The sequence below is a fragment of the Duncaniella dubosii genome, from assembly GCF_004803915.1.
Taxonomy (GTDB): Bacteria; Bacteroidota; Bacteroidia; order Bacteroidales; family Muribaculaceae; genus Duncaniella; species Duncaniella dubosii.
On the sequence record NZ_CP039396.1, the window covers coordinates 891,617 to 913,117 of the forward strand.

The following is a 21,501-nucleotide window of genomic DNA, read 5'->3' on the forward strand; positions in this document are numbered from 1 at the left end:
AATTTATATTCGGTTGAGAATCTTATTTATAGCCATACCCCAAGCATACGCCAAAAGAGGAGGAACTGCATCTCCAATCTGTTCATATTTATCCTGTACATCTTTTGTTATATGCGGTACCAGAAATGGGCCATGGAATATATACGAATCAGGAAAAGATTGTAATCTGGCACATTCACGTACAGTGAGAGCCCTATCGTATAATGGATGAACAAATTCATCCAGACAGTGACTAGTCACAGTTGATGAAGGTTCTTTTAACTTTAGTCTGACATTGCGTTTTATAAACATCTTTTTGGGTAAGATTCTCGCAGCTTGAAATTCTGCTATTTTTTCAGATGAGAATTTACAGAATAAATCTTTTAAACCTTCTCCCTGTTCAAGCATTGAAAAACGCTTCAATGTAGCATCCCTATGTTTCATTGGCGTCTGTAGTGTGAGATAATCAACACATGCCTCACTCCTTCGCCAGAATTTATCATTTTTCAAGCGTAATGAATAGTTACTTTCTTCCCCATTATACTCGGTTGGAACTGTATCTGTATTAGGAATAACGTTAGGCAAACCCTTAAACGCATCCTCCACTGTAACCACACCTTTGGTTTCAGGTATTGGCGGCTCTAATTTCAAATCAGGAATTCTGCTTGCCAATATGAAATAACGATTTCTCTTTTGTGGAACGCCAAAGTTTGAAGCATCTAATATTATCTCTATATAATTCTCATAGCCTGCCTCTACCAATTCTGACTTCAAGACATCGATTATAAAAGCTCCTGAATTTTTTTGTGTCCGTTTTGATGTTATACCGGGGACATTCTCAAACAAAATCATTTTAGCCTTCACTAATTTTGCAATTCTAATTCCCTCTCTGAATAAAAATTGTCTATCATCGTAAAAGGATCGTGATGTATTTCCGGCTGTTGAAAAAGTCTCACATGGCATTCCTGATGTTACCAAATCCACTCCTGAATCTGGCACATGGTTTTTAATATCTTCAATCCCTACATTCCGAATATCAGAATGTATGACATGTACTTCTGGATGATTTGCTGAATATGTCTCACAACAAGTTTTAACATACTCTATTGCAACTAATGTTTTAAATCCAGCAGCTGTGAGACCCGTACATATACCGCCCGGACCAGCAAAACAGTCTACATGTGTAAGAGTTCTCTTCATATATAGAATTGCTCTTTCGTAATATACTAAATTTGAATAATGCAAATTTACTCATTTTTTCCATCAAATCAAAAGTGGTCCGACACTACGCAACAGCATAAGCGATTAACATTCATCCACCTGACGCTCAATCCTACGCCCTTTTAAAATAGATTCGCTTTATTGTGTAAAACGCTATGACACCAATTGTCAATATCCCGAACAGAGCTGCGTAAGTCAATGACTTGATGAGACCGATATGACGCACAAATAAAAAGTATTCGCCTGGTATCACAACACTTAAAAAGCCAGCCAACGGGCACCATTTAAACGGTACCGGCTCTCTGATTAGCGCCAATTCAGTATCGCAGTGATTACATCGCACCGTATACGCAGTCCCACGAAGGAAATATTTTGAACCGACTTCTACCGACACCTGACGACGGCAATGCGGACATTCTCTTGCCTTAGGATTCAAAATTGAATGTTTTTATGTTTTTCAAAAAATCGACTTATACTATATAATAAAGCATTTTTCATAACTGACTGTAAATGTATTAAAAACAATTCGGAAGACAAAACGGCAGTCCTCACCACGACATAAACACAATCCGTGGTCCCGCGCACAGACTGTGCGGAGACCACGGACGTAATCATTAATCTTTTTTATATCATGGCTTCGACAGCAGGGTAGGAAACTGCCAGGGCAAGCCAAAGAGTGAAAGAGCCGTTATGACGGTCAGCGGCGGTAGACAGGTTTCATGTCGTACGAGAGCATCGCAATCGAGAAGCCCAGTAGATGAATGCCAGAGATGTCAGGAAGCTTGTCATCGCCATGTCCTGAAGCCATCCGGCCTCAATGAAGAAGAAACCGATGAGCATGAGCAGTATACCGTTGACAAGATATAGCCACCAGTAGCGGCGACCGCTCTGGACGACAGCACTGCACACGGCACTGATGCCCCAGTAGATGAAAATAAATGCAATAAAGTAAGGGAACACCATTTCCGAAAGGACTATGCTGCGCACGAGCATGAATCCGATGAAGATATCGATCACACCTCCGGCAAGCCACCATCCCCAGCCACTGCCACGGTTAGGACCGGAGGCTACGAGCAGCTGAACGATACCGACGAGAAGGAGAAGCCAGCCAAATATCTGTGAAGCAACCGCATAACCGGCTACCGGCCAGAACCAGTAGGCAAATCCGCAGATAACCATAAGGATTCCCGCGCAGAGGACAACCCACCAATAGCGGGTCTGACCCCAGAATTTTTCAATGAGCGTTTTCATAACGACTTATTTTTGATTAATAGTTGAAATTTATTTTTCTTATCCTATATATACTTAGAGAAGTCATCCCTGTCCGTGAGGTTGGCCGGCCCGGCGGCCGGAGCGTTTCATGCGGGAAGAAGGTTGAGAGCACGCGGCTCTGTGCGTTTCATTTTATTAGAATAACACACGCCGGCTGAAATTTGTTGATGTCATCTGTCTGATTCTCACTTTTTAGCGGTCGTGTCGGCAGACTGCGTCACGGCATCCTCGACCACATGCGTCAGATAGCGCCTGACAAGGGCTTCATATTCTGGAGTCTCCTTGAACCGGCGTATCTGAGCGTCGAGCGTGTCGGCGAGCACCGAGTCCGACTTGTTGACCACCCACGACTGGAACTGCGTGAATGAGACCGGAGTGGAGATATCGACCTCGGGATAATCCTTTGCGAGCAGAGTGGCCTTCGCCTCATTTATGACCGCACGGGGAATTTTGCCCATTGCAGTCAGCATGAACAGCTGTTCGGCGCTGCGGATCGAGTCATGGCGGATGATAATAGTGTCGCCGATTTCATGCGAGAGGTTTTGCAGACGCTCGGCCACGGGAGAGTTTCTGAGCGCCCACACTTCTTTCCCGGCAAGGTCGAGACGCGAACGGATGGTGGTATCGCGGCTGATGAGCACCTGTTTGTCAAGATAGACCGGCTCGGTGAAACGGAAACTCTCGCGACGTGAGGCCGTGATGGGCAGGTCGGAAATCACAACGTCATATTTTCCCCTCTGAAGTTCATCGAGGGCTTCGTTGATCGACGCAATGGGATAGAATTTCACATGGTCGCCGTAGAGAGCGGCCATCCCCTTCATCATTTCATAGTTGAAGCCCGCGAGAGAGTCTCCGTAGCGGTATATGGACATTGGCGAATAGTCTATGGCCACGTTGATGGTGTCGCCACGGCCGCGGACATACTCATATCCGCGCGACGGGACGGGCGAAGAACAGCCTTTGACTGTAACCACAACGAAGATTGCCATCAGCAAGAGCGACAGCAGTATGCCTCCGCTGGGTGCGCGGAAGAGCGAACGGAGTCCCTTGTGTCTGTCGGGGACGGTCTGACCGCCATTGGAAGAGCGATCCGGTGTATGATTGTCATTTGACATAAGCAAAGCCGGTCATTTATATATCAATTATATAAACAACCGGCCGGGCTTTATGGGTTTGCTAAAATTTCTCTCCGAAAAGGCGTTGTGTTTGAATTATTGTTAAAAACCGCAGTCGAAATGAGCGGAAATCAGTTCATGAAATCGACAATCACACCCATCTGAAAACGTCGCGGATTTAGCGGATAGTGCGGAAGCGAGAAATAGTCGTCGTTGCCGAACAGCCCTTGATTGAGATGGGAATAGAGCACGAAGAAACGCGCGCGCGAGAGCTTGAAATTGGCGTAGGCATTCATAAACGGATAGTTGCCACACTTGATTTCGCGCTGATTGTAGAAAGCCATTGTCGCGGGCTGATAGCCGGGCGCATAATATTTCGTGTAGTAATCCATATCGACACCCATCTGCACCTCAAGCACCTTGGCCACCTTGAAGTTGAGGAAAAGATTCGAATAGACGGCAAACTGCGGGAGCGGGATGACCGCGTCGTCCGACGATTTCTGATAGATGAGCGAGTTTTCCCAGTTGAGCGCCCTCCAGCGGAAATTCTGCTGAAGCTGCACACTGAACACCTGCACGCTTCCTCCGTTCTGGACGGGAAGCATATCCGGGCCGAAATAGATGTGGTTCTGGACGTTTTCGACCCCGACATCGACATGTGTCCCGGTGTGAGGCAGATTCAGTATGCCACCGAAACGCAGCCGGCGAGTCTTGCCGAAATCATTCATCCACGCGAAATGGTTCGAGATATAGTTGTTCATGAGATATGGCGCGGTCGTGTTGCTGAAATGACCGTAGCCCTTGACCGTAACTGTGTCGCCGAGAAGCTTGATACGGGTCGAGACATTGCCGTCGGCCTTGATTTCGCCGGCCACCGGGCCGATGAGTCCGAGACTTGCCGTCGCCTCATAATTGAGCAGATGCCCCTGCTGCTTGACGAGCTGTGCGCCGACATAGAGGAGATTCTGTGTCTCCTTGCCTTTGAGACGCGACTCGAACGGATAGGGAGTCAGCCCCTCCGGACGGTCAGGGCCTGATATGGCAAGAGTGTCGTCGGTCTGATGATAGGTGCGCAGTTCGTGGGTGAGAAACGCTCCGAGCCCGGCCTTGGCATATTTGTTGAAACCTTCGAGCAGGGAGACACCGACGGTGTTGCGCATGGAGCTGTAGCTGGTCTTGTCGGTGGTGGCTGCCGTACTCATGTAGTGGTTTGTCCAGAAACTCTCCTCCTCCGACGCGCTGGTGTTTGTGAATTTGTGGCGCGCAGCGTTGTAGTCGAAAGTCCAGATGAAACTCGACACGGGGATATATTCACGAGATACGATAGAGTCGTTTTCGTCCTTTTCCTCGCGCCAGTAGCCCACCTTGTAGCGGTGGTTCATGTAGAACTGCTTGCCTGAGACACGCGAGTGGGCGGCCGTAAGGTTGGTCGGAATACTCTTAGCGTTAATCGACGAGACACCGCCCTGAAGCTGAGCCGGGTCAAGGATGTAGAGGTCGTCGGTGATGCCGCCGTTCTCCTTGTTGAGCATATTGTAGGCATTGAAAAATCCCTGAAACTCATAGCGGTCGCCAGTATATGAACCTGACAGGCCCCAGACCATTCCCTTGGCTGCCTGATAGTTGTAGCTACCCTTTGAATAGGGGTATGAGAGCTGTGCACCGATCTGCGTTCGTTTGTTGAGATTGCCGGAGAACATCATGCGCAGCCAGTCTTGAGCAATTTCACGTCCGCCACCGGTATTGTAGCCAAGCTGGGTCATCGGGATGCGCGAGTTGTAGAAACGCATTGTCTCTATGTCGGGAATCCAGAACTGCTTGGCATCGCGGAAAAAGAAATCGCTCATCGGATTGCTCTGCATGAATATCATATTTTTGCCGACCGATGCCTGATTGCCGGTGGTGGCAAATGCAGGGCTGTAGGACGAGGGAACGGCAGTCTTATGATAGTTGTAGAGGAGTGTGTCGAGTGGCATACGTTCACGCAGCCCGAGCGGCTGCACGACGCGCCATGAATATGACAGTGAGTCGTCGGGAATATCATCGGCAGCCGCGACGCTGAATCCGGCCGCTATTATGGTGAAAATAATTAGTATATATTTTTTCATAAGTGACTGCAAATGTACACAAAAATCAGCGTTTTTCCACCGCTCCGGCAATAAAAGTGGCGGTGTGATGAAATTTAGATGCCAACACCTGATTTGAATTGGCCGGTATCTTCGAAGCCCCTGCTCCTTGTGAGCCGGGGACAAAAAAAAATTATCCGTCATCACGACGAATAATCTTCTTACCTTAAATCTAATACCATGAAAAACTGATGCAAAGGTAGGGAGTTTTTGGGAGACTCCAAATTTTTATGTTTAAAAACATTGTTGCTTTAACATTATTTTTTAATCTAAACCAACTTTTTGCTATTTTATTAACACTTACATCTAACTTATTGTAATTTGATTAGCATCAGTTAACATTTTATCAAAATTAGACTCTGAACAGATTTTTTCAACGTCGCGTTCACAAATCCGCAGATAATCCCGCGCAGAGGCTCAACCTCCATTTCTCCTATCAGAAGTAGACAGACAAGATGCAATCCGACATTTCAGGTATATTTCACCGGATTGGAATCGAGATAAAATGTTTCTGTTCATGCGATAGATTAAGATTCTACAGAAAAACCGTAGATTCAATAAAAAAGCAGACGATATATCACACACCATCTGCCCGAATATTGAAATATACAATCCTTTTATTCAAGGAACTATCTGAATAGAGTTTACTATGCGGACAGCTTTTTCTGAGAAACGATACAAAGTTAATACTCTTCAATATAAGTATTGTTGCACAAATTACCACAATTGTTTCCATTAATTCCCCTGATACGGCTGATTATCTGCGGTTTCCTCTACAGGTTGATAAAGCCGTCGAGCGGGAGGATGGCTCAATTGCGACGGATGACGAAGTTTATCATTATCCATCCGCCGATAATCTGAAGCAGCATGCCGGGGATACCGATTCGGAAATCCTGACAGGCAGCATAGAAGTCGGCTTTCATGACCCATTCGCCAAGAGTGCCGAGCACCTGATAGCCGAGCACGACAGCCACAAGCATGAGCAGGGAAGCTTTGTTGAAGCACGAGGCGGTCCATCCGGCGATGAGCGCAAGGAGTACGGATTTGAGCATGATGGCAGGAAGAGCAGCCACCGGCGGCATGCCGAACATGAGTGAATTGACCACTGGTGAGGCAAGAGCCGTAAGAAGCCCGACACGCCAGCCATATTTGTAAGCACCGACGAGTGTGAAGAAGTAGATCGGAAGCCATGTCACACCACCCTGCGGGACAAGATGGAGGAGCTGCGGGAGGGCAATGTTGCCTATGACAAACAAGGCTGCCGTCAGATAAGTGCGGACACTGCTGAAGGGCAGTGAGTGGAGTCGTAGAGTTGCGTCCATTATGATTGGAGTTTTTAATGTTTCTGATTTATCTTTTCAATGAAGTCCGCGATCAGCGGGATACACGCAGAGGCGGTGACACAGTCGCGACACAGTGTCTCGACCGGGCAGATGCCGTCGCCGGTGCGGTTGATGATGTTGGGCACACTGCGGGCAAACTCAGGCTCGATGCCGACCGAGCGAAACAGTTCGAGAGCCTGAACGCTTATCAGGTCGGTGTAGACACCTGCGACATCTCCTGCAATCATGAGGGCGGCAGCCCCCTTGCCTATCACCCTGTCGGCAACGAATGCACCGGAAAGCAACCACGGCTGTGTGGTATAAATCCTGTATAGGTCACTTACACCGCGTCCGTGGCAGACGGTCACACTGTCGCCTCTCACTATCACACACGAGCAGGGTACGGCATGGAGACGGTCAATGGCTGTCTGACGGAATTCAGCTGCCGGAATCATCACACATTCTGTTTAAGCTGTTCGACAAAAGCGTCGATACGGTGAAGTTCGGCCGGGATGTCGATCGACTGCGGACAGTGCGGGCCACACTGATTACAGCCGATGCAGTGGCTCGCCTGACGCAGACGCGGGACTGAGCGGTCGTAGCCCACGAGGAAGGCGCGCCGCGCACGGCGGTATTCGTCTCCATCACGCCCGGAAGGGATATTTCCTTCGTTGACACATTTATTATAATGCAGTAATATGGCCGGGATGTCGAGACCGTAGGGACAGGGCATGCAATACTTGCAGTCATTGCAGGGAATGGTGGGATATTGCATCATCAAGTCGGCGGTGTCATAGAGAAACTGCATTTCATCGTCGGTGAGCGGCTTGAAGGGAGCGTAGGTGCGCAGATTGTCTTCAAGATGCTCCATATAGGTCATGCCGCTGAGGACGGTCAGCACATCGGGGTGAGTCCCGGCAAAGCGGAATGCCCACGAAGCCACGCTGCGGTCAGGCTCGGCCTGCTTCAGACGCGCCACCACATGGTCGTGCAGGTTAGACAGACGGCCTCCGAGCAGAGGCTCCATTATTATGGCAGGGATGCCGCGTTTTGCAAGCTCTCCATAGAGATATTCAGCGTTTGTGTTGCGCGGATTGATTTCCTTGGCATGCTTCCAGTCGAGATAGTTGAGCTGAATCTGCACGAAATCCCATTTGTATTCGTCGTGCTTCGACAGAAGATAGTCGAACACGGCGATATCGCCGTGATAGGAGAAGCCGAGGTTACGGATGCGTCCCGCCTCGCGCTCCTTAAGCAGATAGTCGAGCACGCCGTTGTCAATATAACGGCCACGGAGCGCCTCCATGCCGTCGTCGCCCATGCCGATTCCGTGGAGAAGAAGATAGTCTATGTAGTCGACCTGCAGTTCCTTGAAAGAATTGTGATACATGTCGAGCGAGGCTTTCCTGCTCCATGTCGAGGGGGAGAAGTTTGAAAGTTTGGTGGCGACGTAGAAACTCTCGCGCGGGTGACGCTTGAGAGCTATGCCGGTGGCCCGCTCCGAACGGCCTTTACAATATGCAGGCGATGTATCGAAATAGTTCACGCCATGCGAGATAGCGGTGTCGATCAGACGGTTGACCATCTCCTGATCAATCTCGTCTGCCTGATCGCGGCCGCTTCCGCCTCCGACCGTAGGCCAGCGCATACACCCATAGCCGAGCAGCGACACTTTCTCGCCAGTCTTGGGATTGGTACGGTATTCCATCTTGTCGACAGGGATGTCGTGGAGCGCGGTCTGATTGCCGGTCACCACATTGTTTTTCGAATCACAGCCGACGAGACCGACGCCGAGCACCGACGCACCGGCACCAAGACGTTTCAAGAAATCGCGGCGGTTCAAACCCTTTTTATCTTCCTGTTTCATAGTTGTGAGCGGTGGTTAAATGGTTCGGTGGACCTCATGGCCCTCGACATAAATAGCACTGAAGGGACGCGACGGACAGAGATTCTCACACGCGCCGCATCCGATGCAGCGCTCGGTGTTGACAACGGGAATCTTTCGCGAACCTTCGACAGAGGGGTCGGATGCCACCATGGTTATAGCGCCAACCGGGCAGTGACGGGCACAGTTGCCACACTCGACTCCGTCGGTGAGCGGGATGCAGTTTTCACGCACCCACACGGCATGTCCGATCTGAACGGATGATTTATCGGCAACAGATATCGGACGGATCGCCCCGGCCGGACAGACTTCGGAACACTTCGTACACTCCGGACGGCAATAGCCCCGTTCGTAGGACGACTCGGGCTGCATCAGAGTGAGCAGGTCGGCCGACGGGCGCAGCACACCGTTGGGGCATACCGAGACGCAGAGCTGACAGGCGGTGCAGTGAGAAGCCATGTTGCGGAGGCTCACAGCGCCGGGAGGCACGATGCGCGTGTGGCGCGAAGGTATTTTCTTGTCGGTAATAGCCGCAAGACCGCCGTCGACAGTCTTTTCCCGAGCATTGGCCACAGCTGCGACAGCCACAGTGGCAGTCGCGCCGAGGAACTGACGGCGAGAGGCATCGGCATCGACTTTGCAGGTCGCAGGTTTCACCGGATTCTCTTTACGGACTGGGCGGAGAGCGGAATAGGAGATCGCACCGCGATGACATTTGGCGAGACATTCCATGCAGTCGACACAGCGGGAATAATCGATAGAGTGGTTCTTGCTGTCGATGCAGGCCGCCTTGCAGTTACGTGCGCAGAGGCCGCAGCCGTTACACTTCGAGGTGTCTATGACCGGCTTCAGCCAAGCGAAACGGGCGAAAAAGCCGAGGACCGTCCCGACAGGACAGATGGTGTTGCAGTACGTGCGTCCGTTTCTCCACGCAAGGACGGCAAGAACGGTGAGAGTAGCCACGGCCACAGCGAGAGTCACACCACCGCGCATCCAGAGATCGACTGTATAGAAGGCATAGCTGTCGCGGGATTCGGCCCACGAAGCAAGGAGATTGTTGCCCCACTGCCAGACGGGAGCGAGAAGACTCTGAACGATACGCCCGTAAGCGCTGTATGGCGCAAGGAGAGCCACGAGCGATCCGATGCCGAGAAGAATGCCAGCAGCCATGAGGGCAAGCATCGCATAGCGGAGCACATTTTTAGCAGGAGAATAGCGGTAGCGGTTTTTCTTTGCCATCCTTCCCAAACGGGCAAAACCGTCCTGCATTATGCCGAGCGGACAGATGACCGAGCAATAGATGCGTCCGAATACAAGGGTGAGCACCATCAGTCCGATGACAACCCCGAGGTTAAGGGCAAGCAATGCCGGGAGAAACTGGACTTTGGCCAGCCAGCCGAACCAAACGTGGACCGAGCCTGTAAAGTCAAGAAAAAGCAGCGTTATCAGCACGATGACGACAAACGCCACTGTCTGTCGGATTCTACGAAGCATAAAATTTATTATTGTGTGAATGATTGGTTTAAGCCTCCGATACAATCAAAGCCGTCAACAGGCCGATTATCGGTTCAATATCGCAAATTTATCACTTTTCCGCCAAAAGTCAATGAAATAAATTACAGATTGTCTTACCATTATTACGGTAATGCCGCCACAAATGGAAGTTCCGACGCTCCAAAAAATTAGGCACGAAAAAATTAACACACCGCAGAAGCAAGTTTAGTGTTAAAAATTGGGTGTGAATCAAAATTTTCACTACATTTACAGCGTGATTGTGTGCCACGGCTGTCCGCGACTGTCTGACACACCTGTTTTGTCTATTACATCTTCTTATTTTCAACTTAATTATTTCGCATGAAGAGGATTCTGCTTTTACCGCTATTGGCGCTGCTGACAGCGCTCGGCGTGTCGGCCCAGTCCGATCCCCGCCAGCCTCTCGTATTCGGAGTGGCCTTCTACAACCTCGAAAACCTCTTTGACACCATCAACAACAACGGCAAGTATGACCTTGAGTTCTCCCCTCAGGGCTCACGCCAGTGGAACAGCGAGAAATACTGGAGCAAAATCAACAATCTCGCCTACTGCATTTCAAAGATGGTCACCAAAAACACACCTATGGGGCCGGCCATCATCGGCGTGTCGGAAATTGAGAACAAGTCAGTGCTCGACGACCTCGTGCGGGCCAAAGACATCAAACAGTGGCGTCTGCAGGTGGTTCACCACGATTCGCCCGACCGCCGAGGAGTTGACGTAGGGCTTCTCTACAATCCCCGACTGTTCAAAGTGCTCGATGTCACCAACCACACCCTCGTAATCCCCGACAACCCCAATTTCCGAACACGCGACCAGATGTGTGTCACCGGCATACTCGGCGGCGACACCCTGAGCGTAATAGTCAACCACTGGCCGTCGCGTCTTGGCGGACAGGAACGTTCGAGCTATCTGCGCGAAGCGGCGGGAGAACTGTCAAAACATATCGCCGACTCTCTCTGGGCCATCCGTCCCAATCAGGGTGTCATCGTGATGGGCGACCTCAACGACGACCCGCAGGACAAATCATGTGCAGTGGAGCTCGGGGCGAAACGAGATCAGGACAAGGTTGAACCTCACGGATTCTTCAACCCGTGGTGGCGCGTGCTCGACAAGGGCATCGGCACTCTGGCCTACAAGGGCCAGTGGAATCTATTTGACCAGATAATCGTCTCGGGAACCCTTCTCAAACACAACCACGGCCTGTTGCAATACAGCTCATGCAAGGTCAACAATTTCGATTTCCTCTTTGACACCGAAGGTCAGCGCCAAGGCTACCCGAAACGCACATTCGCATCGGGAGCATGGCTCAACGGCTATTCGGACCACTTCCCCACCATCATTTTCCTTCACAAAGCAAGAAAATAAGAGCACATCAATGAAAAACGACGAATCCATGCTGCCATCCCACGGACAACACCCGCCATTCGTAATCACCGTCGGCCGCCAGTTCGGCAGCGGAGGCCGTGTGCTCGCCAAGGCACTCGCCGAGTCGCTCGGCATCGCCTACTATGACAAGGAACTTCTTGTGGAATCAGCCAAACATGCCGGCGTGAATCCCGAATTTTTTGAGAAGAAGGACGAACGCTTCCCATCGTTCCTCCAAGGGCTTTTCAGCTTCTCGATGGGTGTCACACCGATGTGCTACTACACAGGGGCATCCTCAATCAGTGACGACGGACTCTATAAAAGCATCAGCGAATTCCTTCTCCACACATCGCAGGAGAAATCGTTTGTCGTAGTCGGCCGCAGTTCGGACTATATCCTCCGCGACCACCCGCGCTGTCTGAACATCTTCGTCCACGCCCCTATGGAGGAATGTGTCAAACGTATCATGGGCCGCAACGACGCGATAGACTCCATAAAAGCCGAGGCCATCGCACGAAAGACCAACAAATGGCGCGCCGACTACTACAACTTCTTCACTGACAAGACTTGGGGCGACGCAAAAAGCTATGACATGACCCTCGACTCATCGCTACTCCGAATGGAGGACAACGTAGAACTGGTCAAAACATTCCTGCGGCTGCGAGGCTTCATTGACTGAAACAAGACGGCTCTACCCCACTCTGATTAAATCACGTTTTGATTGAACTGAATCAGTCCTTTCCCGAAAGGCTGCGGGAGAAACATGCCCCACCCTACCGCCGGAATGCGTGATGCGGACATATTTTTTCAGGCAGCCGACAGATAAAATCATACAATAATTATTTTTCATTTCCTACAGAATCTATGAGACTAAAACTGTTTCTGCTACTGCTTCTGGCGGCGATATTGCCGTCATTTGCCCAATCGACAGGCGTAGCCGGCACTGTGGTCGACAACAACACCGGCGCACCCGTGGCAGGGGCCAACGTGATGCTCGACAAACAGGGTATCTATGTCACCACCGGCCCGTCGGGAGACTTCTCCATCTCAAACGCCCAGCCCGGCGAAGACCTGCTCGTCATCGTGGCCTACGGATACAACGACCTGACAGTCGACATCGACATGACAAAAGGCAAAATCATCGACCTCGGAGACCTCAAGATGCTCTCGTCGAACCTCAACAATGTGTTCTACGAAGACCAGAACGACATGTTCTTCGACCAAGCACTCCTTGAGGACGAAGAAGGAAGCGCACAGTCAATCGCAGCCCTCACCGGCGCGAGCGACGACGTCTACTACAACGCAGCAAGCTACAACTTCCAGCCGATGCGCTTCAGAGTGCGCGGCTATGACTCGAAGTTTACCGAGACCTATGTCAACGGCATAAACTTCAACGACCTCGCACGCGGACGTTTCAACTACTCGACACTCGGCGGCATGAGCCGCGCATTCCGCGACAAGACAACTTCACTCGGACTCGGCGCAGCCAACTTCGGCTTCGGAAACATAGGCGGCGCGACCGACATCAATACCCGCGCTGCACACTACGCACCCGGATTCAACGGTTCTGTGGCCTATACCAACTCCAACTATATGCTCCGCGCGATGGCCATGTATTCCACCGGCCTCAACAAGAACGGCTGGGCATTCACGATCTCGGCTATCGGACGCTATGCGAAGGAAGGAGTCATAGAAGGAACGTTCTACAACTCATTCGGACTATTCGCATCACTCGAAAAGGTGTTCAACGAGAAACACTCTCTCAATCTCACCGTCTGGGGCGCACCAACCCAGCGCGCCACCAACTCAGCGACCTACGAGGAGGCTTATTCGCTTACAGACAACAATCTCTATAACCCCAACTGGGGCTGGCAGGACGGAAAGAAACGCTCGGCCAAAATCGTCGAGACATTCGACCCGACCGCCGTCCTCAACTGGATATGGAAACCCGACAAGGGCACAACCCTCAACACAGGAGCGGCATTCCGCGCTGTCAACTATTCGACCTCGGCCCTCAACTGGTATAACGCAGCCGATCCCCGACCCGACTACTACCGCTACCTTCCCAGCTACTTCCGCGCCTCAGGCAACGAAGAAGCCGCCGACCTCTACACCGACCTCTGGGAGCATGACGAGAATTTCCGCCAGATCAACTGGGGCAATCTCTATCAGGCAAACTACTACAACAACATCTATGGCCGAGGAAACAATCCCGACAACCACTCGTCGAGCTACATTCTCGAGAACCGCCACAGCAACCAGATCAACTTCATGCTCAACTCGGTGCTCAACCACCGTCTGAACGACAACATGACCCTTCAGGCAGGAATCTCGTTCAACTACACCCGCGCACACTACTACAAGACCATCCGCGACCTTCTCGGCGGCGAATACTGGCTTGACATCGACCAATACAGCGAACGCGATTTCCCCGACAACCCCGACATGCTCCAGAACAACCTGCTCGACCCGAGCCGCCATGTGGGCAAAGGCGACACGTTCGGCTATGACTACTATATCAACGCCCTCCACGGCAACGCATGGATACAGAATGTCATCACCCTCCCGCAGTGGGACATCAACTACGGCCTTAAGATCGGCTACACCCAGTTCCAGCGCGACGGCAAGATGATGAACGGACGCGCACCCAAGAATTCATACGGCAAGGGTGCATCGCACCGCTTCGACACCGGCGCACTCAAGGCCGGCGCGACCTACAAAATCGACGGACGCAACTTCATCACCGCCCACGCAGGATATGAGACAGTGGCACCGCTCTTCGAATATGCCTATATCTCTCCGCGCATCAAAGATACCGCCATCGAAGGACTAAAACCCGAACGCATCCTTTCGGGCGACATCTCCTACGCATGGAACTACCGCCGTTTCCGTGGAGCGATCACCGGATTCTGGACAGAAATGTATGACCAGACCGAACGCACCTCATACTACGACGACCAGTATTCGACGTTCATGAACTATGTGCTCAAGGGAGTGCATACCCGCTACAAAGGCATCGAAATAGGCGCAGCCTTCAAGGTGACACCTTCTGTCACGGTCAGCGCAGCAGCGACATTCGCCCAATATCAGTACAAGAACCGTCCGAAGGGCACACGCTCATACGAAAACGGCATGCGTCCCGACACCACACAGGTTGTATATCTCAAAAACTTCTATGTCGGAGGCACTCCGCAGACAGCGGTCAATGTCGGCATCGACTGGGCTGCGCCCAAATCGTGGTTCTTCAACGTCAACGCTTCATGGATGGGCGACGCTTACGTGAACCTCTCGCCGATTCACCACGAGGCGCTTCCCAACCTATGGGAGAAATATCCATCGATGGACGAACTTGAAGCCAAGATGGAAGAACTCGCAAGCCAAGATAAGCTCAACGACGCATTCGTGCTCAACGCCTCAATCGGCAAGCTGATTTATCTCAACCGCAAGGTTTCGATGAACATCAACCTCAACGTCGACAATATTCTCAACAACAAGAAAATCCAGACCTACGGCTACCAGCAGGGACGTTTCGACTACTCGAACTACGACTCGACGAAATATCCCAACAAATATTTCTATGCCCAAGGCATCAAGGTGTATCTCAACGTCGGCATCAGATTCTGATGTCAGTCCGGCATCCACACCTTATAATAATATATGTACATAAACATACGAACAATTCCATATATGAAATTATATAAATCAATATTTGCGGTGGCAGCCGCAGGCATGTCGCTCGGTTTCACCGGGTGTGACAATGATTTCGACCGTCCGCCGGTGATTGTGCCCGAAGCGACCTATGAGGTCAACACGGCCATCTCGGAATTTAAAGAAATGTTCTGGGACATCGCCCAGTCAAATTCATCGAACACCATACCGGTCAATGCCAACGGCGACAGCATTATCCTCGGAGGACGCATCATCTCGTCGGACAAAGACGGAAATGTCTACCAGCACATCTATTTCCGCGACGAAAGCGGAGCGCTCGACATCCGCGTCCACGGCTATGACCTCTACGAAAGCTATCCGATGGGACAGGAAGTGCGCATCAACGTGACCGGTCTGCTTGTCGGAGGCTACGGCAAGCAGATGCAGATCGGCACCCTCTACAACGGAAGTGTCGGCGGAATCGAGCCTGAGGACTTCAGCATCCGCGCCCAGCGCAACGGACTGCCATCACTGTCCGATGCCGAGCCTTACACCGTCACCATCTCCGATCTCAACTCATGGATCAACGACAAGTCGAAACTTATCGCATGGCAATGCCAGCTCGTGAAAATCGAGAATGTCAGCTTCGTCGACGGCGGAAAGGCCGCATGGTGTGACAACCCCGGAGCGACAGGCGCTACAAACCGCACCCTGAAAGATGCCGATGGCAACACTATCGATGTCCGCACGAGCAACAAGTGTACGTTCTCGTCACAGATACTTCCCAAGGGCACAGGCACAGTAGTTGCCCTGCTCGGATACTATGCCTCATCGAAGGCATCATGGCAGCTGACTTTCATGGATCCTGAAAGCGGCTGCATCGACGGATTCGAGTTTGTCGACACACCCGAAACCCCTGACGAGCCTACACCCGGCACAACCATCTACTCGGCACTCGGCGAGGACGCTTCGACAATCGACTGGAGCTATGAATCAAACAGCGTCGAGGGAGTAGAGGCCGTGTGGACATGGAAAGAATACAGCGGCAAACACTATCTCAACGCCAGCGCATATTCAGGAGGCAAGGCCATTGCATCTAAGGCTTATGCCTACTCGCCTGTCATCGACCTCAGCAAAGCCAAATCCGCCAGTCTCACATTTGAACATGCAGCCAAATTCCAGACCACACTCCGCACGCTCTGCTGCGCGGTGGTCCGCGAGGAGGGGGCAGCCTCATGGACGGAACTTGCAATCCCTTCATGGCCCGAAGCCGGAGCATGGACATTTGCGAACTCCGGCTCAATCGACCTCTCGGCCTATGCCGGTAAAAAAATCCATGTGGGATTCAAATACGGTTCTGACGAAAGCGGAGCTGACACATGGGAAATCAGAAATCTGAAAATTAGCGAGTAATCCGATCAAAGACAAAAACTATGAGAAATTTCAAGACATATCTGAGCCTGCTATTCGCCGGCGCGCTCTCGCTGACAGCCTGTCAGGACGATTTCGACGCTCCGGGCATGAAGACGCCGGAATCAACATGGCTCGGCGACACCGAAAAATACGAGGCAAAAACCATCGGCCAGATCAAGGCTGAATTCTGGGAGGATGCCGACAACTATTACAAGGAAATCGGCGAGACAGACAACGGGAAGCATCTTCTGGTGAAAGGACGCGTGATTTCGTCGGACGCCTCAGGCAACATCTACAAGTCGCTCGTCATTCAGGACGAGACCGGCGCACTGGCCATGAGCATCAACGCCAACTCGATGAGCAACCAGTATCGACGCGGCCAGGAAGTGGTCATCGACCTCACAGGAATGACTATCGGTAAATATGCCGGACTCCAGCAGCTCGGTTCGCCGGAGGACTCTCAGCAATACGGCCAGCAGACCACGTTCATGCCCTACCAGCTGTTTGTCGGACATTCTCAGCTCAACGGCGAGCCTAATCTCGCGGATGTCGACACCCTGACCGTCAATTCTCTCTCTGAACTGTCGGGCGGACCTGAAGTGCTCCGCAAGTGGCAGAGCCAGCTGGTGAGATTCAACAACTGCTATTTCGCCGACGGAGGCAAAGAGCCTTTCGCATCAAGCAAAGAAACAGTCAACCGTGCGCTGACTCTCTCGGACGGCGGAACAATCAATGTCCGCACCAGCGGTTACTCGAACTTCTATTCCGACATTCTTCCCGAAGGCCACGGCGACGTGGTAGGTATACTCAGCTACCATACAAGCGGTGGCTGGCAGCTGCTGCTCCTTGACCGACGCGGGTGTATGAACTTCGGCAACCCGACCATCGGCCCGGGCGCCGAGGACAATCCCTACACCGTCGACCAGGCAATCTCGATCATCAACAACGGCGGTTCGGCTTCAAACGTATGGCTGACAGGATATATCGTCGGCGCAGTAGCCCCGGGCGTACAGACCGTAAGCTCGAACGCCGACATCCAGTTCAGCGGCGAACCTGACCTTGACAACACGATCGTCATCGCCCAGAGCGCCGACTGCACCGACTGGACCAAGTGTATGGTCATCTCACTCCCGCAAGGCAGCAAACTACGCCAGTATGGCAACCTGCCCGACAATCCTTCGAACTACAAGAAGCAGATGTGGATCTGCGGTAATTTCGGAACTGAGCTTTCTATGCCGGCAGTGACAGGCAACAACGGTTCGGCATCGACATTCCGCATTGACGGAGTCGATGTCCCCGGCGGCGACGAACCCGCACCCGGCGATGGCGACGGAACAAAGGATAAGCCCTATTCGGTCACTCAGGTCATCGCAATGAATCCAAGCTCAACCACCGAATCGCCGGCCAACGGTTCTCAGATATGGGTGACCGGCTATATCGTAGGTTCAATGCCTACAGGCGGTGCATCGACAACTCTCGACGGTACTAATTTCAGCACTGCTGACGCCGCCGTCACCAACATAGTCATTGCCGCCACCCCCGACTGTGTGAACCCTGCACAGTGTATCGGCATACAGCTTCCGACCAACACAGTCGCTCCCGGAGTCCGCAATGCCCTCAACCTTAAAGACCATCCCGGCAACTTAGGCAAGCAGGTTTCTCTCTTCGGCGACGTTATGAAATATTGTGGAGGTCCCGGACTCAAAAACACCTCACAATATATCATCGACGGCGGCGGAACGACTCCCGATGTACCGGGCGAGACCGTCACATCGCTCAACGAAAGTTTCCCCGGCAAAGTAAAACCGGCAGGATGGTCATCAAAAATGATTGCCGGCGATAAAGATTGGTACTATACGGAATTCAACTCAATCTCCTATGCCGCCATGACCGGCTACAAAGGCACCGCTCCTTTTGACTCATGGCTGCTATCTCCGGCAGTGGACATGAGCAAAGTCAGCAACAAGACCCTCTCATTTGAGACTCAGGTCAACGGCTATGGCTCAACCACAACCCAGTTTGAGGTCTATGTCCTCACGTCGGCCGATCCATCGACAGCGACAAAGACAAAACTTAACCCGACAATCGCATCTGCTCCGGCAAGCGGCTACTCATCATGGGTCAGCTCAGGCTCACTTGACCTAAGTTCGTTCAGCGGTGTCGTCTATATCGGTTTCAGATACTACGCGACATCTGATGCAAACTTCGCCACATGGTGTGTCACCAATGTCAAGCTCAATGCTGACGGAGGCAACGATCCCGGCGATAACCCCGGAGACAATCCCGGCGATGACAAACCTATCAGCGGAAACAGTGCCGATTTCAACACGATGGGCGATGCGGCTTCAAGCCCTTATACGACCCACACATCGGCCAGCGGATGGGTTGCAACCAACTCTTTGCTTCTGCAAGGCGGCCCGGCAAACGGGAATCCGGTGTTTTCCGTATTCGGCGACGCATCAAACTATGCTGTATGTCTCAATGGCAAGAGCGGTTCGCAGGGAGTCCTGACCTCTCCGTCAATCGCAAACGGACTCGGGACTCTGAAGTTCGACTATTGTCTTCCTTATAGCGACAATCAGGTGAAACTGACCATCAATATCAAACAGGATGGCAAAGTCGTGGCAACCGACGTGCTTGAAAACAAAGGCATGACCAAGCTTCAGAAATATGAATACTCCCATGCGTTCAACATCGCCGGCAATTTTGTTATCGAGATTGCCAACGATGGTCCGTCGGCTTCCTCAAGCAACAAAGACCGCACAGCAATCTGGAATCTGACTTGGACAAGCAAATAAATCAAGAACTGACAATAAGTTTTTATCCCGTTTACCCACACAGCACCCCTGCCCGACTGTCCGGGAGGGGTGCTTTCATTTATCAGAATGAGGAGAGCCTGACAAAATCCGTATTGTGTGAGACGTTTATCTGTATTAACATGTGTTTTAAGATTTTAGCGTGTTTTGTCAAACGTAGGTTGTGAAATACGCACGATTTTTACTAATTTTGTGCTTAGAAGCTGTTTTAAAGGCTGTAAAATAATTCTTAGCTACCGGCCGCAGCTATCCGGCGGCCATGCAAGCAAGTTTCCATTAGATTACTAACTTATTTTAACGGATTTATAAGATTGAACAAACACAGTATTTTCGGCAGTCGCAATCTCCCCTCGCTCGGAATCTCCCTCGTCCCTATAAGTTTTCTTTTCGTTGCCCTCATCTCTATCATTGTAGTCAGCGGAGCTGATGCCGTATCGGAGTCAGGCCCTTATATCCTACTGGCTTCCACGGCCATAGCATTGACACTCTCGCTGATTGGCGGTGTGGCTTCGCGACGCGGGCTATCGGTAGGGTTCAAACGGAGTGCCATTCAGATTCTTCCGGCCGTACCAATCCTCATCTGCATAGCGATGGTAGCCACGACATGGATGCTATCGGGTGTAGTGCCTACACTTATCTCCTATGGCCTTCAGATTCTTAACCCTAAGTTCTTTCTGGTCGTGACCTGCGTTGTATGTTCGGCGATTTCTGTGCTGACAGGCAGTTCGTGGACCACGATAGCCACCCTCGGAGTCGCTTTCATGGGCATCGGCGAGGTGATGGGCTACAGCGATCCGTGGATTGCCGGCGCGATTATTTCGGGCGCATATTTCGGCGATAAAGTGTCGCCCCTCAGCGACACGACGGTAATCGCATCCTCGACAGCAGGAGTCGATCTCTTCGAGCATATACGCTACCTGATGTTCACCACCATTCCGGCTATAGTCATCGCGCTGATCGTGTTTTTCATTGTCGGCATGACCACAGGGACAGAACAGTCCCCCGATGCAAGCGCCATGCTGTCGGCTCTCGGTTCGACCTTCAATCTCTCGCCGTGGACGCTCGTAATCCCGGCCATCACAATGATCCTTATCGGCATGCGCGTCCCGACACTCAAAGTGCTGCTCATAGCCTCCGCTATGGGAGCTGCCGGAATATTCATCTTCCAGTCTCACGAAGGGATGGATATAGCCGCACTTGCAACCTCGCTCTGGAGCGGGGCTGCCCTCTCGACGGGAAATCCGGCTCTCGACAATCTCGTGACCACCGGCGGAATCCTCGGCATGATGCCTACGGTCTATCTGGTGTTAAGCGCCATGCTTTTCGGGTCGGTCATGATCGGGTCGGGAATGCTCACCAGACTCACCGACGCGTTCACAAGCCGTCTGCGCCACCGCACGAGCATCGTCAGCGCCACCGTCACCAGCGGACTTGTGATGAACTGCTGCACGGCCGACCAATATCTGTCGCTCATCATCACGGGCAACATGTATCGCTCGCTCTACCGCCGCAACGGTCTTGAGCCACGCCTGCTCAGCCGCGCGATGGAGGATTCGATTTCGGTCACCTCGGTGCTGATACCTTGGAACTCATGCGGACTCACACAGGCGACCGTGCTCGGAGTGGGCACGCTGACATATCTCCCCTGCTGTGTGTTCAACATACTCACTCCGCTCATGAGCATCCTCGTCGCCCGTCTGGGGTTCAAGATACCCGTGCAACCACGCAATGCCGCGGCAGACTGTCAGGTCCGCGTGGCCCGAAACAGCGCCATCTGAAAAAACAGGGCTTGCAGTCCGAACCTAA

14 protein-coding genes are annotated in these 21,501 nt (G+C 51.9%); 6 read left to right on the forward strand and 8 right to left on the reverse strand.

The window, feature by feature from the left end:
- Positions 1–3: 3 nt before the first annotated feature.
- The 8 genes from E7747_RS03925 to E7747_RS03960 form a co-directional block, all read right to left on the reverse strand.
- Complete coding sequence (locus E7747_RS03925; protein WP_123615631.1) at positions 4–1,179, reverse strand: DNA cytosine methyltransferase; 1,176 nt, start codon at positions 1,177–1,179, stop codon at positions 4–6.
- Between the two features lie 738 nt (positions 1,180–1,917).
- A complete protein-coding gene (locus E7747_RS03930) occupies positions 1,918–2,451 on the reverse strand; it encodes an HdeD family acid-resistance protein (RefSeq protein ID WP_136414231.1) in 534 nt (177 codons plus the stop codon).
- A 206-nt stretch (positions 2,452–2,657) separates the two neighbouring features.
- A complete protein-coding gene (locus E7747_RS03935) occupies positions 2,658–3,587 on the reverse strand; it encodes a transporter substrate-binding domain-containing protein (protein WP_136414233.1) in 930 nt (309 codons plus the stop codon).
- A gap of 131 nt (positions 3,588–3,718) precedes the next feature.
- A complete protein-coding gene (locus E7747_RS03940) occupies positions 3,719–5,695 on the reverse strand; it encodes a putative porin (protein ID WP_168185220.1) in 1,977 nt (658 codons plus the stop codon).
- An 827-nt stretch (positions 5,696–6,522) separates the two neighbouring features.
- On the reverse strand, positions 6,523–7,035 hold the full coding sequence (locus E7747_RS03945) for an ECF transporter S component (protein ID WP_136414237.1): 513 nt from the start codon (positions 7,033–7,035) through the stop codon (positions 6,523–6,525).
- A 14-nt stretch (positions 7,036–7,049) separates the two neighbouring features.
- A complete protein-coding gene (locus tag E7747_RS03950; protein WP_123615626.1) occupies positions 7,050–7,490 on the reverse strand; it encodes a DUF1893 domain-containing protein in 441 nt (146 codons plus the stop codon).
- Positions 7,490–8,902, reverse strand: coding sequence for an aldo/keto reductase (locus tag E7747_RS03955; RefSeq protein WP_136414239.1), 1,413 nt, complete (start codon positions 8,900–8,902; stop codon positions 7,490–7,492). Before E7747_RS03955 ends, E7747_RS03950 begins: the two co-directional genes overlap by 1 nt.
- Before the next feature lie 15 nt (positions 8,903–8,917).
- On the reverse strand, positions 8,918–10,414 hold the full coding sequence (locus tag E7747_RS03960; protein ID WP_136414241.1) for a 4Fe-4S binding protein: 1,497 nt from the start codon (positions 10,412–10,414) through the stop codon (positions 8,918–8,920).
- Between the two features lie 360 nt (positions 10,415–10,774).
- On the opposite strand from E7747_RS03960, the gene E7747_RS03965 reads away from it, so the two are divergent.
- The 6 genes from E7747_RS03965 to E7747_RS03990 all read left to right on the forward strand — a co-directional run bounded on the left by E7747_RS03965 (position 10,775) and on the right by E7747_RS03990 (position 21,473).
- Positions 10,775–11,818: an endonuclease/exonuclease/phosphatase family protein gene (locus E7747_RS03965; RefSeq protein WP_136414243.1), complete on the forward strand. Its 1,044-nt coding sequence runs from the start codon at positions 10,775–10,777 to the stop codon at positions 11,816–11,818.
- Positions 11,819–11,828: 10 nt separating this feature from the next.
- Positions 11,829–12,497: a cytidylate kinase-like family protein gene (locus tag E7747_RS03970; RefSeq protein ID WP_136414245.1), complete on the forward strand. Its 669-nt coding sequence runs from the start codon at positions 11,829–11,831 to the stop codon at positions 12,495–12,497.
- A 185-nt stretch (positions 12,498–12,682) separates the two neighbouring features.
- Complete coding sequence (locus E7747_RS03975) at positions 12,683–15,442, forward strand: carboxypeptidase-like regulatory domain-containing protein (RefSeq protein ID WP_136414247.1); 2,760 nt, start codon at positions 12,683–12,685, stop codon at positions 15,440–15,442.
- 63 nt (positions 15,443–15,505) lie between these two features.
- Positions 15,506–16,879, forward strand: coding sequence for a DUF5689 domain-containing protein (locus tag E7747_RS03980; protein ID WP_136414249.1), 1,374 nt, complete (start codon positions 15,506–15,508; stop codon positions 16,877–16,879).
- 20 nt (positions 16,880–16,899) lie between these two features.
- Positions 16,900–19,677: a DUF6359 domain-containing protein gene (locus E7747_RS03985; protein ID WP_136414251.1), complete on the forward strand. Its 2,778-nt coding sequence runs from the start codon at positions 16,900–16,902 to the stop codon at positions 19,675–19,677.
- Positions 19,678–20,006: 329 nt separating this feature from the next.
- Positions 20,007–21,473 carry a Na+/H+ antiporter NhaC family protein gene (locus E7747_RS03990; RefSeq protein WP_168185221.1) on the forward strand — a complete coding sequence of 489 codons (1,467 nt, stop codon included), beginning with the start codon at positions 20,007–20,009 and terminating at the stop codon, positions 21,471–21,473.
- Positions 21,474–21,501 lie beyond the last annotated feature (28 nt).

What these genes read in the sequence shown, in the direction of transcription:
- E7747_RS03925 (WP_123615631.1), bottom strand. Translation starts at nt 1,179, where the DNA reads ATGAAGAGAACTCTTACACATGTAGACTGTTTTGCTGGTCCGGGCGGT.
- E7747_RS03930 (WP_136414231.1), bottom strand. Translation starts at nt 2,451, where the DNA reads ATGAAAACGCTCATTGAAAAATTCTGGGGTCAGACCCGCTATTGGTGG.
- E7747_RS03935 (WP_136414233.1), bottom strand. Translation starts at nt 3,587, where the DNA reads ATGTCAAATGACAATCATACACCGGATCGCTCTTCCAATGGCGGTCAG.
- E7747_RS03940 (WP_168185220.1), bottom strand. Translation starts at nt 5,695, where the DNA reads ATGAAAAAATATATACTAATTATTTTCACCATAATAGCGGCCGGATTC.
- E7747_RS03945 (WP_136414237.1), bottom strand. Translation starts at nt 7,035, where the DNA reads ATGGACGCAACTCTACGACTCCACTCACTGCCCTTCAGCAGTGTCCGC.
- E7747_RS03950 (WP_123615626.1), bottom strand. Translation starts at nt 7,490, where the DNA reads ATGATTCCGGCAGCTGAATTCCGTCAGACAGCCATTGACCGTCTCCAT.
- E7747_RS03955 (WP_136414239.1), bottom strand. Translation starts at nt 8,902, where the DNA reads ATGAAACAGGAAGATAAAAAGGGTTTGAACCGCCGCGATTTCTTGAAA.
- E7747_RS03960 (WP_136414241.1), bottom strand. Translation starts at nt 10,414, where the DNA reads ATGCTTCGTAGAATCCGACAGACAGTGGCGTTTGTCGTCATCGTGCTG.
- E7747_RS03965 (WP_136414243.1), top strand. Translation starts at nt 10,775, where the DNA reads ATGAAGAGGATTCTGCTTTTACCGCTATTGGCGCTGCTGACAGCGCTC.
- E7747_RS03970 (WP_136414245.1), top strand. Translation starts at nt 11,829, where the DNA reads ATGAAAAACGACGAATCCATGCTGCCATCCCACGGACAACACCCGCCA.
- E7747_RS03975 (WP_136414247.1), top strand. Translation starts at nt 12,683, where the DNA reads ATGAGACTAAAACTGTTTCTGCTACTGCTTCTGGCGGCGATATTGCCG.
- E7747_RS03980 (WP_136414249.1), top strand. Translation starts at nt 15,506, where the DNA reads ATGAAATTATATAAATCAATATTTGCGGTGGCAGCCGCAGGCATGTCG.
- E7747_RS03985 (WP_136414251.1), top strand. Translation starts at nt 16,900, where the DNA reads ATGAGAAATTTCAAGACATATCTGAGCCTGCTATTCGCCGGCGCGCTC.